The sequence below is a fragment of the Novosphingobium sp. TK46 genome, assembly GCF_055361525.1.
In genome coordinates, this window is sequence record NZ_CM143963.1 from 3,369,333 (window position 1) to 3,385,156 (window position 15,824).

The 15,824-nt window shown below is 60.3% G+C and carries 17 protein-coding genes; 8 read left to right on the forward strand and 9 right to left on the reverse strand.

Annotated features, from left to right (window positions below):
- Nucleotides 1–72: 72 nt before the first annotated feature.
- Together dnaG and ACXJ1Z_RS16125 are read right to left on the reverse strand one after the other, a co-directional pair.
- Nucleotides 73–1,935 carry a DNA primase gene (dnaG, locus tag ACXJ1Z_RS16120; RefSeq protein WP_463778025.1) on the reverse strand — a complete coding sequence of 621 codons (1,863 nt, stop codon included), beginning with the start codon at nucleotides 1,933–1,935 and terminating at the stop codon, nucleotides 73–75.
- Between the two features lie 34 nt (nucleotides 1,936–1,969).
- Nucleotides 1,970–2,422 carry a GatB/YqeY domain-containing protein gene (locus ACXJ1Z_RS16125; protein ID WP_463778027.1) on the reverse strand — a complete coding sequence of 151 codons (453 nt, stop codon included), beginning with the start codon at nucleotides 2,420–2,422 and terminating at the stop codon, nucleotides 1,970–1,972.
- A 148-nt stretch (nucleotides 2,423–2,570) separates the two neighbouring features.
- On the opposite strand from ACXJ1Z_RS16125, the gene carA reads away from it, so the two are divergent.
- The 4 genes from carA (at nucleotide 2,571) to greA (ending at nucleotide 8,095) form a co-directional block, all read left to right on the forward strand.
- A complete protein-coding gene (gene carA, locus ACXJ1Z_RS16130) occupies nucleotides 2,571–3,752 on the forward strand; it encodes a glutamine-hydrolyzing carbamoyl-phosphate synthase small subunit (protein WP_463778028.1) in 1,182 nt (393 codons plus the stop codon).
- Nucleotides 3,749–4,132, forward strand: coding sequence for a hypothetical protein (locus ACXJ1Z_RS16135; protein ID WP_463778030.1), 384 nt, complete (start codon nucleotides 3,749–3,751; stop codon nucleotides 4,130–4,132). Before carA ends, ACXJ1Z_RS16135 begins: the two co-directional genes overlap by 4 nt.
- Nucleotides 4,133–4,177: 45 nt before the next feature.
- Nucleotides 4,178–7,501, forward strand: coding sequence for a carbamoyl-phosphate synthase large subunit (gene carB, locus ACXJ1Z_RS16140; protein WP_463778031.1), 3,324 nt, complete (start codon nucleotides 4,178–4,180; stop codon nucleotides 7,499–7,501).
- 117 nt (nucleotides 7,502–7,618) lie between these two features.
- On the forward strand, nucleotides 7,619–8,095 hold the full coding sequence (gene greA, locus ACXJ1Z_RS16145) for a transcription elongation factor GreA (RefSeq protein ID WP_463778033.1): 477 nt from the start codon (nucleotides 7,619–7,621) through the stop codon (nucleotides 8,093–8,095).
- Nucleotides 8,096–8,154: 59 nt separating this feature from the next.
- On the opposite strand, the gene ACXJ1Z_RS16150 is transcribed toward greA, so the two are convergent.
- From ACXJ1Z_RS16150 to ACXJ1Z_RS16175, 6 genes are all read right to left on the reverse strand, one after another.
- Nucleotides 8,155–8,646, reverse strand: a complete 492-nt coding sequence (locus tag ACXJ1Z_RS16150; RefSeq protein ID WP_463778035.1) for a GNAT family N-acetyltransferase — start codon at nucleotides 8,644–8,646, stop codon at nucleotides 8,155–8,157.
- On the reverse strand, nucleotides 8,643–8,864 hold the full coding sequence (locus tag ACXJ1Z_RS16155; RefSeq protein WP_463778036.1) for a DUF4170 domain-containing protein: 222 nt from the start codon (nucleotides 8,862–8,864) through the stop codon (nucleotides 8,643–8,645). Before ACXJ1Z_RS16155 ends, ACXJ1Z_RS16150 begins: the two co-directional genes overlap by 4 nt.
- A gap of 77 nt (nucleotides 8,865–8,941) precedes the next feature.
- Complete coding sequence (locus tag ACXJ1Z_RS16160) at nucleotides 8,942–9,640, reverse strand: hypothetical protein (protein WP_463778037.1); 699 nt, start codon at nucleotides 9,638–9,640, stop codon at nucleotides 8,942–8,944.
- 33 nt (nucleotides 9,641–9,673) lie between these two features.
- Nucleotides 9,674–9,967 carry a hypothetical protein gene (locus tag ACXJ1Z_RS16165; RefSeq protein WP_463778039.1) on the reverse strand — a complete coding sequence of 98 codons (294 nt, stop codon included), beginning with the start codon at nucleotides 9,965–9,967 and terminating at the stop codon, nucleotides 9,674–9,676.
- Nucleotides 9,964–10,359 (reverse strand): phage holin family protein, encoded by a 396-nt coding sequence (locus ACXJ1Z_RS16170; RefSeq protein WP_463778040.1) that lies wholly within the window; start codon nucleotides 10,357–10,359, stop codon nucleotides 9,964–9,966. The genes ACXJ1Z_RS16165 and ACXJ1Z_RS16170 overlap by 4 nt, the downstream gene beginning before the upstream one ends.
- Before the next feature lie 24 nt (nucleotides 10,360–10,383).
- A complete protein-coding gene (locus ACXJ1Z_RS16175; protein ID WP_463778041.1) occupies nucleotides 10,384–10,887 on the reverse strand; it encodes a hypothetical protein in 504 nt (167 codons plus the stop codon).
- A 173-nt stretch (nucleotides 10,888–11,060) separates the two neighbouring features.
- Here ACXJ1Z_RS16175 and eno point away from each other — a divergent pair, with 173 nt between their 5' ends.
- Nucleotides 11,061–12,347 (forward strand): phosphopyruvate hydratase, encoded by a 1,287-nt coding sequence (gene eno, locus ACXJ1Z_RS16180; protein ID WP_463778042.1) that lies wholly within the window; start codon nucleotides 11,061–11,063, stop codon nucleotides 12,345–12,347.
- 105 nt (nucleotides 12,348–12,452) lie between these two features.
- Here the strand turns inward: eno and ACXJ1Z_RS16185 are convergent, their stop codons facing one another.
- Entirely contained in the window at nucleotides 12,453–13,325 is an 873-nt protein-coding gene (locus ACXJ1Z_RS16185; RefSeq protein WP_463778044.1) for an HpcH/HpaI aldolase/citrate lyase family protein, read from the reverse strand.
- Between the two features lie 320 nt (nucleotides 13,326–13,645).
- Here ACXJ1Z_RS16185 and ACXJ1Z_RS16190 point away from each other — a divergent pair, with 320 nt between their 5' ends.
- The 3 genes from ACXJ1Z_RS16190 (at nucleotide 13,646) to prfB (ending at nucleotide 15,744) form a co-directional block, all read left to right on the forward strand.
- Nucleotides 13,646–13,876: a biotin/lipoyl-containing protein gene (locus tag ACXJ1Z_RS16190; RefSeq protein ID WP_463778045.1), complete on the forward strand. Its 231-nt coding sequence runs from the start codon at nucleotides 13,646–13,648 to the stop codon at nucleotides 13,874–13,876.
- Between the two features lie 51 nt (nucleotides 13,877–13,927).
- A complete protein-coding gene (locus tag ACXJ1Z_RS16195; RefSeq protein WP_463778046.1) occupies nucleotides 13,928–14,476 on the forward strand; it encodes a peroxiredoxin in 549 nt (182 codons plus the stop codon).
- Between the two features lie 140 nt (nucleotides 14,477–14,616).
- Nucleotides 14,617–15,744 (forward strand): peptide chain release factor 2, encoded by a 1,128-nt coding sequence (gene prfB / locus ACXJ1Z_RS16200; protein ID WP_463778047.1) that lies wholly within the window; start codon nucleotides 14,617–14,619, stop codon nucleotides 15,742–15,744.
- Nucleotides 15,745–15,824 lie beyond the last annotated feature (80 nt).

Genomic DNA, 15,824 nt, shown 5'->3' on the forward strand with positions numbered 1-15,824 from the left:
TACCGCCGTGTGATCCTGCCGCAGGTTGCGGGCCTTGCTCTTGCCAAGAGGCTGCTGCCAGCGGGGCCGTTATCAACTTGCCGCATGTCTAGTCGCCATCTGCCTTAAGCGATTATCAAATTCCAGCTTTCTCTTGAGCAAACGCTGTTGCTCGGAAAAAGCATCCTCGGACAACTCACCTTCAAACCGCTCCGTCGCCTCGGCCAGGGCCGCTTCGAGGGCCGGTCGCTCAACCAGCAAGTCGATCGCCTGCGCCAGTTCCGCCGATGCCTGCGCCGCCGTGGCATCAGGTCGCAGGAACCCGAACCTGAGGTCCGACCATGCCGATGGGCCGGGAAGCTCCAGGCCGTGCCTTGCCAATATGGTTGCAAGCGTCGCGCTTTCAACCGGCTGCTCCGAGTCGCAACAGTCGACCAGCACACCGAAACGGCGGTCGATGCCATGCGTGGACATCAGCGTCTCGGCATGGCGGTGGATCTGTTCGGGCCAGCGCACGAGCCCGGCGAAGATGGCAGCCGACAGGTTGTCGCTGCCGCGATCCATCCGACGATTGAGCCGTGCGATCGATAACGGATCGGACGGTAGCGGGTCGGGTTGGTAATTCCCGCGTTTGCCGCTTCGCGGTTGATTTGGGCTTTGTCGACGTGGGGTAAAAGCCCGCTCCTCCCGCTTGGGAAAGGCGAAGGAGGAATACCGATCCATCAAATCGCGCCGATAAAGGCTGGCGACGTCCGGATGGGTGATCGTTTCGACATGTCCGTTCAGGCGCGCCTTGAGGCCGGCCTTTGCCTCGGGTGTCGTCAGCGGAAGCGCTTCCCGCTCGACCTCCCACAGCACCTCGACCAGCGCGCTCGCATCGCCGAGCAGGGCGTCCATCGCTGCACGGCCCTTGGACTTCAGCAGATCGTCGGGATCCAGACCTTCCGGCAATCGCACGATCCGCAGCGAATGTGCGGGTCGCAGCATCGGCAGGGCGCGGGTGATCGCCCGCATGGCCGCACGCTGACCGGCAGCGTCGCCATCGAAGCAGAGAACCGGATTCTCCACTTGGCGCCACAGGAGTTCCAACTGTTGCTCGGTAAGGGCGGTACCCATCGGCGCAACGCACTCTGCTATACCAGCGGCGGCCAGCGCGATGACATCCATGTAGCCTTCGACCACGATCAAACGACCGGACTGGCGCGCAGCGGGGGCCGCCCGATGCAGGTTGTAGAGATTGCGTCCTTTGTCGAACAGCGGGGTATCGGGCGAATTCAGATACTTGGGCGCATCGGTCTTGCCCTTCGCCAGAATGCGCCCGCCAAACGCGATGGCCCGTCCGCGCGTATCCTCGATCGGCAGCATCAGGCGGCCGCGAAACCTATCGTAGGGATCCTTGCCATCCACGACGATGCGCAAACCCGCTTCGATCAGCATGGCTTCGGGAAACTGGCCAAGCGCAGCTTTCAGCGCCTGACGGCCCTCGGGCGCATAGCCGAAACCGAACCGTTGCACGGTATGCGCATCGAACCCACGCGTGGCGAGATAGGCGCGTGCCTCGGCGCCATCCGGCGCCGCTAGATTGGCGACGAACCAGGCCTGTGCCGCCGCCATCACGTCGTACAAGGTGTCGCGCTTCTCGGCAGCCCTGGCCGCACGTGGATCGGGCGCGGGCACGTCCATGCCGGCCTCTGCGGCAAGATCCTTGACCGCATCCATGAACGGCAGGCCCTGGTGGTCGGTCATCCACTTGATGGCATCGCCATGCGCGCCGCACCCGAAGCAGTGATAGAACCCCTTCTCGTCGTTGACGTGGAAGCTCGGAGTCTTCTCGTCATGAAACGGACAGCACGCCTTGTACTCGCGTCCGGCCTTTTGCAGCCGCGTGGAGCGCCCGATGAGGGTAGACAGCGATGTGCGAGAGCGCAGCTGGTCGAGCCACTGTGGGCTCAGCATGGCGTACCCCTCCCGCAGCGGGGAGGGTATGCGATCATGCCAGGGCTTCCTTCACCCAGCCGCTCACCTTGCTCATGTCGAGCACGGTGCCGTGCCGCGCCTTCAACTCGGCCATGACCTTGCCCATGTCCTTGGGGCCGGTTGCGCCGACCTCGTCCCTTATCGTGGCGATCGCCGCCCGGGTGTCGGCCTCGTTGAGTTGTTGCGGCAGGAACTCTTCGATCACGGCCAGCTCGATCTTTTCATCGTCGGCTTTTTCCTGTCGGCCACCCTGCTCGAACAGCTGGATCGACTCGCGCCGCTGCTTCACCATCTTCTGCAGCACCTCGATCACGAGGGCATCGTCGTCGGGCGCGGTGGAGGCCGTGCGCAATTCGATATCGCGGTCTTTCAACTTGGCCAGGATCAGGCGGATGGCAGCCGTACGTGGCTTGTCGGCGGACTTCATTGCAGCAACCTGCGCGGACTTGATCGAATCGCGAATCATGTTTTGCCTTGATGATGATGCGGAGAAAGGTGGGAAAGTAGGCCCATCCGAATGCGATTTCCACCGCCTGCCTTGACGTGAGCGCGAACCAGGACTAGCCGCCGCCCCTTAGCAACCATTGTCAGAACGCCTACCGGAGCGACCCTTCATGGCCGACGCCGCACCTTCGCACGCGCCCAAACCAGACGGCGCCACTGGCGTACTGGTTCTTGCCGATGGCCACGTCGTTTGGGGTCGTGGATTCGGAGCCATCGGTGACGCGGTTGGCGAGCTGTGCTTCAACACCTCGATGACCGGTTATCAGGAAGTGCTCACCGATCCGTCCTATGCCGGGCAGGTCGTCACCTTCACCTTTCCGCATATCGGCAATGTCGGCATCAACGACGAGGATCTTGAATCGCTGGTCGATGGTGCGGTCGGCTGCGTCGTACGCGAGGATGTGACCACTCCTTCCAACTTCCGATCCCGCGGAGAGCTTGGCGATTGGCTGGCGAGCAAGGGCAAAGTGGGTCTCGCCGGTGTCGATACGCGTGCACTTACCAGACGCATCCGCACGTTGGGCGCACCCAACGTCGCCATCGCCCATCATCCTGATGGCGATTTCGACATCGCGGCGCTTGCGGCAAGGGCGCGCGACTGGCCCGGCCTTGCCGGCATGGACCTCGCCAAGATCGTCAGCCGCGAAATCCAAGAGGGATGGGAAGGCTCGACTTGGACGCTGGGAACCGGTTACGGCCGCAGCCCGAGGGATGACCGTCCTCACGCCGTCGCGATCGATTACGGCGCCAAGGACAACATTTTTCGCAACTTGGTAAAGGCCGGCGCGCGAGTCACCGTGGTTCCCGCCGAAGCTACCATCGAAACGATCCTAGAATTGAAGCCGGACGGCGTGTTCCTGTCCAACGGTCCGGGCGATCCGGCGGCGACCGGCTCCTACGCGGTGCCGGTGGTGAAAAGTCTCATCGAACGCGACGTACCAATTTTCGGTATCTGTCTCGGCCATCAAATTCTGGCCCTCGCGGCAGGCGCCAGGACGCTCAAGATGCATCAAGGGCATCGGGGCGCCAATCACCCCGTGAAAAGGCTGGTCGACAGCGTGGTCGAGATCACGTCGATGAACCATGGTTTCGCGGTCGATAACCGCAGCTTGCCCGAGGAAGTGCAGGAGACTCACGTTTCACTGTTCGACGGCTCGAACTGCGGCATTTCGATCCGCGGCAAGCGCGCCTACGGTGTGCAATATCACCCGGAGGCGAGCCCCGGACCGCAAGACAGCTTCTATTTGTTCGAAAAGTTCGTCGAGATGATGAAAGAAGGGACCCCGGCATGAGCGATGACAGCCTGATCGATCACATGATCGCCTATTACGTGGCTGGACCGGCCAACGACCTCAACATCGCGACGCGCTGGTACCCCTATGGGGAGCTCGTCCTGATTATCGACGACAAGTTCGCCACCGCGACCCGCAAATTCGGCCCAAAGGTGAAGGGCAAGTCCAAGGTCGCAGCCCAGAAATTTCTCGATGCGATGATCGCCAAAGGCGTGTGGGAGACCAAGACCAACGACTTCGGCGGTCAGATGCACCAGTTCCAGACGGACAAGTTCCGCAGCGCCATCGCCGAACAGCAAGCAAACGACCCCGTCATCGCCAGCGCCAAGTCCGAAGGCCCTGAATTCTGGGACAAGGCTTTCGCCGATCTGGTCGCCTGAGCTTCATCTGCGACACTTGCCTGAACTTGAAAGCCGAATGACCTGATGCCCAAACGTACCGACATCTCGACCATCCTCGTCATCGGCGCCGGCCCGATCATCATCGGCCAGGCGTGCGAGTTCGATTATTCGGGTACGCAGGCAATCAAGGCATTGCGCGAGGAGGGCTATCGCGTCGTCCTCGTCAATTCGAACCCGGCGACGATCATGACCGATCCCGACATGGCCGACGCCACCTATGTCGAGCCGATCACGCCCGAGATCGTCACCCGGATCATCGAGAAGGAGCGCCCCGACGCGCTCTTGCCGACGATGGGCGGGCAGACCGCGCTCAACTGCGCGCTGGCGCTGTTCAACGACGGTACGCTCGATCGACTGGGCGTGCAGATGATCGGTGCCAACGCCGACGCGATCGACAAGGCCGAGGACCGTCAGCGCTTTCGTGAAGCGATGGACAAGATCGGGTTGGAGTCGGCACGATCGGTCGTCGCCCATACGCTTGCCGAGGCGCTGGCGGGTCTTGAGACGACCGGTCTTCCGGCGATCATCCGGCCCAGCTTCACCTTGGGCGGTACCGGCGGCGGCATCGCCTACAACAAGGCTGAGTTCGAAGCGATCGTCAAAACCGGCCTCGATGCGTCGCCGACGACCGAGGTCTTGATCGAGGAATCACTGCTCGGCTGGAAAGAGTACGAGATGGAAGTCGTGCGCGATCGCCACGACAACTGCATCATCATCTGCTCGATCGAAAACGTCGATCCGATGGGGGTCCATACCGGAGATTCCATCACTGTCGCGCCGGCCTTGACGCTGACCGACAAGGAATACCAGATCATGCGCAATGCCAGCATCGCTGTGCTGCGCGAAATCGGCGTCGAAACCGGCGGCTCCAACGTCCAGTTCGCGGTGAACCCGAAGGACGGGCGTCTTATCGTCATCGAGATGAACCCTCGTGTGTCGCGTTCGTCAGCGCTCGCATCGAAGGCCACGGGCTTCCCGATCGCGCGCGTCGCCGCCAAGCTGGCCGTGGGCTACACGCTCGACGAGATCATGAACGAGATCACCGGTGCCACGCCGGCGAGCTTCGAGCCGACGATCGATTACGTCGTCACCAAGATCCCACGCTTCGCTTTCGAAAAGTTCAAGGGGGCCGATCCCATCCTGTCGACGGCCATGAAGTCGGTCGGCGAAGTCATGGCGATCGGGCGCAACTTCAAGGAATCGATGCAGAAGGCGCTGCGTGGCCTCGAGACCGGACTGGATGGCTTCAACACGGTTCCTGCCCTGCAGGGCGCCGCCAAGGACGTCATCACCGCCGCTCTCGCAAAGGCGACGCCCGATCGAATACTGGTCGCGGCACAAGCCATCCGAGAAGGACTGAGCGTCGACGAGATACACGCGATCACGCATTACGATCGCTGGTTCCTGCGTCACATCGAAGAGATAATTTCGGAGGAGGCCAAGATCCTCGCCGATGGCTTGCCGATCGACGCACAAGGCCTGCGCCGGCTGAAAGCCATGGGTTTTTCCGACAAGAGGCTAGCCACGCTAGCGGTGCGATCGGTCGGAGTCGCGGGCGGTCTGGCGGAAACCCAGGCGAAGCGCTCGGGCCTGCTGCACGATGCCTTGCGGGCGATGGCTGGCGCGACCAGCGAAGAAGAAGTGCGCAAGCTGCGTCACAAGCTGGGCGTCTTGCCGGTCTTCAAGCGTATCGACAGTTGCGCAGCCGAGTTCGACGCCATCACGCCGTACATGTACTCGACCTACGAGAGCCCTATTTTTGGCGAGCCCGAAGACGAGGCGATGCCTTCGGATCGGCGCAAGATCGTTATCCTGGGTGGTGGTCCAAATCGCATCGGACAGGGCATCGAGTTCGACTATTGTTGCGTTCACGCCTGTTTCGCGTTGGCCGAAGCCGGCTTTGAAACGATCATGGTCAACTGCAACCCCGAAACCGTATCGACCGACTACGACACTTCGGATCGCCTCTACTTCGAGCCGTTGACCCAGGAAGACGTGCTGGAGATCCTGCGCGTCGAGCAGCAGCGAGGCGAGGTCGTCGGCGTACTCGTTCAGTTCGGCGGGCAGACCCCGCTGAAGCTTGCTCAAGCGCTGGAAGATGCTGGCATCCCGATTTTGGGAACATCGCCTGACGCGATCGACCTTGCCGAGGATCGTGAACGTTTCGCTGCTCTCATCACCAAGTTGAAGCTGAAGCAGCCTCTCAACGGTATCGCCAGAAGCCGTGACGAAGCGATCGCGGTTGCCAATCGCATCGGTTATCCCGTGCTGATGCGCCCCAGCTACGTGCTTGGCGGTAGAGCGATGGAGATTGTCGATAGCGAACAGCAGCTTGATAACTACATCGCCACCGCGGTGCAGGTTTCCGGCGATTCCCCGGTGCTGATCGATCAGTACCTGCGTGACGCGATCGAATGCGATGTCGATGCCCTGTGCGATGGCGAGCAAGTCGTGGTCGCGGGTGTTCTGCAGCACATCGAAGAAGCCGGGATCCACTCTGGCGATAGCGCCTGCACGTTGCCGCCATATAGTCTGCCGCCCGAGATCATCGCAGAGATGGAACGCCAGACGGATTTGCTGGCGACCAGCCTGGGCGTGCGCGGCTTGATGAACGTGCAGTTCGCGGTGAAAGACGGCGAGGTGTACCTCATCGAGGTAAATCCTCGCGCCAGCCGGACCGTACCGTTCGTTGCCAAAGCGATCGGGCAACCTGTCGCCAAGATCGCGGCCAGGGTAATGGCCGGAGAGAAATTGAGCACGTTTCCACCGTTCAAGCGTGACTTGCCTTACATGGCGGTAAAGGAGGCGGTGTTCCCGTTCGCCAGATTCTCCGGTGTCGATCCCGTTCTAAGCCCTGAGATGAAATCGACGGGCGAAGTCATGGGAATCGATACCAACTTCGCGACAGCGTTTCTCAAGGCGCAACTCGGAGCAGGCATGCGACTGCCCGAGAGCGGGACCGTGTTCGTCTCGGTCAAATCCAGTGACAAGCCGGTCATCTTGCCCGCGGTGCAGGAACTTGTCGCGCAAGGGTTTCGCATCATCGCCACTGCGGGAACGCAGAGGTATCTGGCAGACGCCGGCTTGCCCGTCGAGGTCGTAAACAAAGTGGCGGAAGGGCGGCCGCATATCGTCGACAAGATCATCGACGGCGACATCGCGTTGATCTTCAACACGACCGAGGGTTGGCAGAGCCATCAGGACTCGCAATCGATCAGAAGTTCGGCGCTGACAGCCAAAGTGCCGTATTTCACGACCGCTGCGGCGAGCGTCGCTGCCAGCCAGGCTATTGCGGCATTGCGGGGCAGCCAACTTGAAGTGCGATCGTTACAGGATTATTATAACTGAAACCAATCGCGCTTCCCGACATTATTTGCGATCAGCCCGCTTCAATCGGTAGCGGGCAGGGCACTACTAGCCGAGACCGGCAGCCGGGGACGGCATCAAAAGGATAAGAGCGAAGCAATGGCCAGTGTCGAGAAGTTGCCGATGCTTGCGGAAGGCTATGAAAGGCTGACTGCAGAGATCAAGGCGTTACGGGACGAACGTCCGCTGATCGTTGATGCGATCGAGGAAGCTCGTGCGCATGGCGATTTGTCGGAAAATGCCGAATATCACGCCGCGAAAGAGCGTCAGGGCCAGGTCGAGGCGATGATCGCCGACTTGGAAGACCGCATCACTCGCGCTCAGATTGTCGATCCCACCACATTGTCGGGCGACAAGGTAATATTCGGCGCGACCGTCACGTTGCTCGACGACGACGACAAGCCGGTAAAATATCAGATCGTCGGGCCTTATGAGGCGGACGTGAAGGTTGGCCGGATAAGCTACAACGCACCGCTCGGTAAGGCGCTAATCGGTCGCAAAGTTGGTGACGAGGTCGAGGTGACCGTTCCCGCAGGTGACAAGTTCTTCGTCGTCGAAAAGATCGAGTTCGTTTGATTTCAAGCAGACCTTGGGAACGCCATCCTTAATCGTATTCAGGATGGCGTTCCTGCTGCTTATTGCATGACTAGCGTGCAGTCGGACGTCAGGGTCTTGTGCATGGCGTAGTTGTGGATGGGTACGCCATCTAACAGAAAGTCCTGCCGACTTTCCACGACATATCCGGCAGCGAGAAAGACAGGGCGAGCCAATTCGCTTGCGTCAGTCGTGATCATCGACAAACCGGTACGCCTACAGAAGGCACTCACTTCTTTTACAAGGCGGAGCGCGTGACCCTGCCGGACGTGGCTGGGGTGACAGTAAAGCATGTCGAGATGTCCATCGGCCTCAAGCAAACTAAAGGCCGCCGGCTCAGCCTGGTCGGAAAATGCAATGGTTATGCGGTCGCCAAACGCGTGCCACTCCAGCCATTCCCAGGGTTCACGGGTCTTCCCCGCCCACGCCGCGACTTGCTCCGGATTGTAAGCTAACGGGCCGACCTGGGTAATCGAAGCGAGATGGATGTGCCTGAGCGCATCTTCATCGCCGGGCCTGAATGTACGGATCACTCCGCTGGTAAGTCGGGCTGAAGCAGGCGGTGAAGATGAACGATTACGTACTTCATCTCGGCATCATCAACGGTCCGTTGCGCGCTGGCGCGCCATGCGTCTTCAGCGGAAGCATAGTCGGCAAATACTCCGACTAGGTCCAAGGCGTCGAGATCGTTAAACTCCAAGGTGCGCGGGTCTTTTACCCGCCCACCCATGACGAGGTGAAGCTTCTGCATGAAGGGGCCAAAATCCTAGTTGCCGGAGTTTGACCCCTACTCTTTCGCCAGGGCGATATGCAAGGCCTACACGGGTTTCACCGCCGCAAGCCATCCAATAGATCGCGAACTTTGTCCAAAATGCGAGCGCCAAGCTTGCGATGGGCTTTCGGGTATCCGAAAAGCTCACTGGACTTATCGAGTGCCTTGTCACCAAACTGGCTTAGGCGATCGGACGCACGTCCACCGAGATTTTCGGCATGGTAAGCCGCGGCATGACCCAGCTTGTCGGCTCTTTCCGCCGCAACATGCCCCCATGCACTGGCTGTACCCAACGCGGCCACGCCAAATCGTTCGGCCTGGACCACAGCCTTCTCGCTCAACTTTTCCGCTCGCCTGGCAGCCAGAGCGCTATACCTTTCGGCTCGTGCAGAGGCACGTTCTCCAAACTTCTCGGCTTGGGTTGCAACGATCCTTGCCTTGTTTCGAGCGAAGAGCCCGCCATCCTCAGCTTTGTCGAGGGAGCTTCGTCCAAAAGACAGAGCGGCGGTCGCACCCGCTTCGGCGACCCGATATGCGCGGTTGCGCAACCTGCGGTTGGCGCGCCGTGGAACGAGAGAGCTGATGAGAAGGCCGGCAGCGACACCGCCGGCCAGCGTCAGCACCGGATGCTCCTTCACGAAGCTCAAAGCCTTCTCGGAAGGGGTTACCGGCTCCGGGGGGATGGGCAACGCCACCACGTTTGTCGTCGCCTCGCCATTCGCAGCCGGAATGATCGTGGTGTCTTGAGCAGCCATGGTTTACCTCGTTTAATGATCGACGGATCGTGATTAGCGCCGGGGGCCGAGAAACTCGTCGAGCCAATCGATGATCGGATTTCGCAGCGTCCAAAGCACCAATGCGGCGATGGTTCCGCCGATTACGCCTGGATGTTCTTCAGTGATCTCTACGGCCTCGTCGACGACGGTCTTGGCGCGGCCGACGATCTCATCCGCGATTCTTCCGCCTATGCCCCTGGCCTCAAGGTCTAGTTTGACTGCTTCGATTCGACGATCCAGGATCGCCTTGGTGCTGTCACGAAGGACTTTGTCTGCAAGCACCTTGCTCTCTACAAGGCGGCTCACGCTTTTTCTGTCCCGCCAAAGACCGTCATCATGACCTGCACTCGGCTTTTCACGCGGAGCAACAAGAAAGCCGCTAAGCCCAGCAAAAGCAACGTGACTACCGCCGTCGATCCCCATGCCGTTATCAAGGGCGCTAGGGCTATGATAAGGCCCACCACCAACGCCATTACGGCAAAAAATACCAGGACCAACGCCGCGATGGCATAGACAACGATACTCTTGCTGGCCGCGGCGGCGTAAGAGACCCGCGATTTCTGAAAGCTCAACTCTGCGGCGGCATAAGCCCGCGCATCGTGAGCCAATCGATGGAGATCATCGTTGAGCGAGCGCTCCTTTGCATCGCTCAACGAGGGTGCGGGTGACGAACCTGATTCAGGTTGGATGTCCTGCATCGTGCTTACCGAAAGCCGCCCGCCTTACTTAAACACGCGACCGATAAGGTAGCCTGCCGCTGCGGCAAGACCCAAGGCAAGTGCGGGACTTGCGCGAACGAACTCCTTGGCGTCCTCTCCAAGCTCGTCGATCGACTTTTCATCAAGACGGCTGGCGGCATCCTGCACGGACTTTGCCGCACCACGCGCGTAATCGCCATATTTCACGCCGATCTTCTCATCGAGTGTCCCGGCATTGTCGTTGATCAGCTGGCTTAGGTTTACAAGAGCACCGCTGGCCTTTGCCTTGCCATCGTCGGCCAGACCATACGCCTTGTCCTTGTACTCATCGGTGCGCACTTTTGCGTCGCCGGCAAGCCCATCCTTCTTTTCGGAAAGCTTCTCGCGGTACTCTCCGGCGCGGTTCTGCGCTTCGGCGCCGAGTGCCTTGGCGCCTGCGAGGGCTTCATCCACCGCCTTGGAGAAGTGGTTCTTGGCAGCTTCGGTGCCGTTGCCAGTGTCGGTACCGGACAGAATAGTTTCGACCATGGTTTGTCCTCTTCTTTTCGTCGGCGAACCGAATGACGGTCGCAAGATGATGCGCAATCACGTCCACGAGGGCGCTTGGTTGCTGCAACGCAACTTGCAAGCGAAGGTTCCCCTGCTAAGACCGCGACACTTTCGCGCGCAAGCCGCGCACCCACGCAAGGAGTCTGACCCGCATGACCGCCATCATCGACATTCATGGCCGTGAGATCCTGGACAGCCGCGGCAATCCAACGGTTGAAGTGGATGTATTGCTCGAAGACGGCAGCTTTGGACGTGCGGCCGTGCCTTCCGGCGCATCCACCGGCGCGCACGAGGCGGTCGAACTTCGTGATGGCGACCAGGGCCGCTACCTCGGCAAAGGGGTGCTCAAGGCCGTCGATGCGGTGAATGGTGAGATCGCTGAGTTGCTGGTCGGCACCGACGCCGAGGACCAGCGCGATCTTGATCTCGCGATGATCGAACTAGACGGGACCGAGAACAAGAGCCGCTTGGGCGCGAATGCCATTCTTGGCGTTAGCCTCGCCGCTGCCAAAGCCGCCGCCAATGCGCGTGGCCTGCCTTTGTATGCCTACGTGGGCGGCGTATCGGCGCATGTGCTTCCGGTGCCGATGATGAACATCATCAATGGTGGCGAACATGCCGATAACCCGATCGATTTCCAGGAATTCATGATCATGCCGGTCGGGGCCGGCTCAATCGCCGAAGCCGTGCGCTGGGGTGCCGAGATCTTCCACACCCTGAAAAAGGGATTGCACGAGAAGGGCCTCGCGACCGCTGTTGGCGACGAAGGTGGCTTCGCGCCCAACCTGGCCAGCACCCGCGACGCGCTCGATTTCGTGATGGCGTCGATCGAGAGGGCTGGTTTCAAGCCTGGTAGCGAGATCCAGCTCGCCCTGGACTGTGCTTCGACCGAATTCTTCAAGAACGGCAAGTACGAGATCAGCGGCGAGGGGCTGAGCCTCGCTCCCACGGCGTTCGCGGACTATCTCGCGGATTTGTGCGACGCCTATCCGATTATCTCGATCGAGGATGGCATGGGCGAAGACGATTTCGAAGGCTGGAAGGCCCTGACTGATAAGGTCGGGCACAAGGTCCAGCTGGTCGGCGACGACCTGTTCGTCACCAATCCGAAACGTCTGACGATGGGCATCGATAAGGGATTGGCAAACTCCCTGCTCGTTAAGGTCAACCAGATCGGATCTCTGACCGAGACTCTCGAGGCCGTGTCCATTGCCCAGCGTGCTGGTTACACCGCGGTCATGTCGCATCGTTCGGGCGAGACCGAGGATGCGACGATCGCCGATCTGGCGGTGGCTACCAACTGCGGTCAGATCAAGACCGGTTCGCTTGCCCGATCCGACCGGTTGGCGAAGTACAATCAATTGATCCGCATCGAAGAGGAACTCGGCAAGGCGGCTCATTATGCTGGCGCCAAGGCATTCGGAAAGCTGAGTTTCTAAGACAGACGGGGTCCGAAGTGAACCTTCGGACCCCGATTTTTTGATACCCGGTTGACGCCGTGACCTGACATTGAGACCTTGATGACGCCCCGCTGACGAGCTGGCCTATGTACTGGCAGCGGCACTGTGCGCGACCGCAATCATTTGGCGCGCCTGCTCAAGATGCAGAAGCTCGGCCATCTTGCCATCGACCTGAATCGCTCCCTTACCGGCATTTTCCGGAAGGGAGAAAGCCGCGATTATCGCTTCCGCTCTCGACAAGTCAGCAGCGCTTGGAGAGAACACCGTATTGCAGGCGTCGATTTGCGCGGGATGGATCAGGCTCTTCCCATCGAAGCCGAACATCAGGCCCTGACGTGCTTCGGCTTCGAAGGCGCCCAGGTCGCGAAATTCGTTGCACACACCATCCAGAATGCTGACGCCATGGGTGCGAGCGGCGGCCACCGCCATTGAAAGAAATGGCAGGAAAGGCGAACGACACGGCGTCAGTTGCGCGCGCATCTCCTTGGCCAGATCGTTGGTTCCCATGATCCAGAGTGACAAACGCGTCGATGCCGCCATGGCCGCGATGGCTGGCAAATTGGCCACGGACGCGCACGTCTCAATCATCGCCCAAAGTTGCATCTCTCTTGGAGCGGTGCCGAGAGCATCCTGATACATCTGGAGGTCTTGCGGTCCATCGATCTTGGGCACCAGCACGGCATCCGCATGGGAGCCGGCAATGGCTGCCAGATCCGCCGCGCCCCATGGCGTGTCGAGACCATTCGCGCGTATCGCGATCTCGCGATGGCCAAAGCCGCCTTCGTGCACTGCAGCGACGGCGGCTTCACGAGCTGCATCCTTCAGTTCTGGCGCAACCGCATCTTCCAGGTCGAAGATTATGATATCGCAAGGTAACGTTCGCGCTTTGGCGATAGCCTTGGCGTTTGATGCCGGAAGATACAGCGCGCTGCGGCGAGGTTTTGGTTCAGCTTTCATGCCCTGTTGCTAGCGAGATCCTTGCGCGACTTGAACCCCGCAGTCCTTCCGTTGAGGACATCATCATCTCGGTTTATCGCCAATAGGCCACTGGCTCAGCCTCGCACCTCTGCCCCTGGGACGAGCGTGGTCACGCGGGCAGAGGGGGTTCGCCGCACCCAGGCAATCGATAAAGCAGGGTCTGCGCAAAGGGCGATCTCCCGTTTCGAAGTTCCGAGGCATGGGGCAGGGGACATATCGCGGCACCGCTGCGGAACCCTCTTGCAAGCAGTGCGTCATGCGCTAGGCATTTCGGCAAATGCATCAAGAGGATCGTACCCATGGCTGTTGAAATCCTGCTCCCCAAGATCGGCTTCTCGATGCAGGAGGGCCAGGTGGCCGAGTGGCTTGCCAAGGACGGCGATCAGGTCACTGAGGGGCAGCCGCTGTTCTCGCTAGAAGCCGACAAGTCGACGAACGAGGTCGAGGCTCCTGCTACCGGCACGCTCAAGATCACCACTACGACGGGCGAAACCTACGAAGTCGGCACCGTGCTTGGCTATATCGAATAACCCATGTCTAGACTCTGGACTCGGGCGTTTGCCGGGTCCAGACAGTTGTGGATGAACAAGACCTTCCTTGCGCTCGCAATCCTCGCCGTGACCGCTTTGCCGGGCACGGCGCTTGCCAACTTGCCAGTCGGTGCAAAAGCGCCCGAGTTCATAACGCAGGGCGCGCTCGCGGGTAAGGACGTGCCGCTCGATCTGCGCCGGGCCCTTAGCAAGGGGCCGGTCGTGCTGTACTTCTATCCTAAGGCTTTTACGCAAGGTTGTACGCTGGAGGCTCATGCCTTCGCCGAGGCAACGGCTGAGTTCTCCAAGTACGGCGCAACGGTGATCGGATTGTCAGCTGACGATCTGCCCACCCTCCGCAAGTTTTCGACCGAAGGCTGCCGCGACAAGTTCACTGTTGGCGTGGCGAGCCCTGCGATCATCAAGTCTTATGATGTTTCGCTCAAGCGCGCGGGTGCCCCGGCTGGGGTCGCTGATCGGACCAGCTATGTCATAGCGCCCGATGGCCGCATCGCGTTCGTACACTCGGATCTCGACTATCGCGATCATGTCAGCCGGACATTGGCCGCGGTGAAGCAGCTCCGGAAGCCCAAGCGCTGATCAGGCGTTGGCTTCGGGTGGTTTCACGCCCTTAGCTTTCCGATCGTCGTCGAGGTCAGCGGGCGACATGATCGCCAGCGCTTTACAATCATGCTCGCTTCGCTAAGCGGGGCGTCCCCATTTGTTCCGGAGTCCAGATCATGCGTGCCGAAGGGCAGGCCCACGTTGAGCGCATCCAAAAGGCGATGGCGCTCGTCCGCAAGTTCCTCGACTGGGATCGTGCGACAAGGCGTCTCGATGAGTTGAACGCGCGCGTCGAGGATCCGACGCTTTGGGACAAGCCAAAGGACGCAGAGGCCGTCATGAAGGAACGGCGGCGGCTCGAAGCTTCGATTGGAGCCGTGAACCAGATAACTGCCGAGATGAACGACGCGATCGAATTCATCGAACTGGGCGAGTTGGAAGACGATACTGCGACGATCGACGAAGGGCACACGACCCTAGCCCAACTGGCCGAGCGAGCCGACCGAGATAAGGTCCAGGCCCTGCTGGCGGGCGAGGCGGACGGCAACGACACCTATCTCGAAGTCCATGCCGGAGCGGGCGGTACCGAAAGCCAGGACTGGGCCGAGATGCTGCAGCGCATGTACACGCGCTGGGCGGAACGACGCGGTTACAAGGTGGAGCTCGTCGACTACCATGCTGGCGAAGCGGCCGGCATCAAAAGCGCGACTTTGTTGATCAAGGGCGAGAACGCCTATGGCTATGCAAAGACCGAGAGCGGCGTTCATCGTCTGGTCCGGATCAGCCCGTACGACAGCTCCGCACGTCGGCACACCAGCTTTTCCAGCGTCTGGGTTTATCCCGTGATCGACGACACCTTCGAGATCGACATCAACCCCTCGGACCTGAAGATCGACACATATCGCGCATCAGGTGCGGGCGGGCAGCACGTCAATACGACGGATTCAGCAGTGCGCATCACCCACCAACCGTCGGGTATTGTCGTAGCGAGCCAGATCGACAGATCGCAGCACAAGAACCGCGAGATCGCGATGGGCATGCTCAAGGCACGCATGTTCGAAGCGGAGATGCAGCGCCGGGAAGAGGCAGCCAGCGCCGAGCATGCAGGAAAAAGCGACATCGGGTGGGGGCATCAGATCAGGTCTTACGTCTTGCAACCGTATCAGCAGGTCAAGGATCTGCGAACCGGATTGGTCTCGACAGCGCCGGGAGACGTGCTTGATGGCGAACTCGATCCCTTCATGGCAGCAGCGCTCTCGCAACGGGTTACCGGCGAAAAGGTCGAGGTCGACGACAACGACTGATCGACGAGGATTGTGTAATCCGCAGTATCAGCACTGTCTGGAAGCTTTTGCCAGTCTGTAAGCAAGCCGTTAAGGGGCGG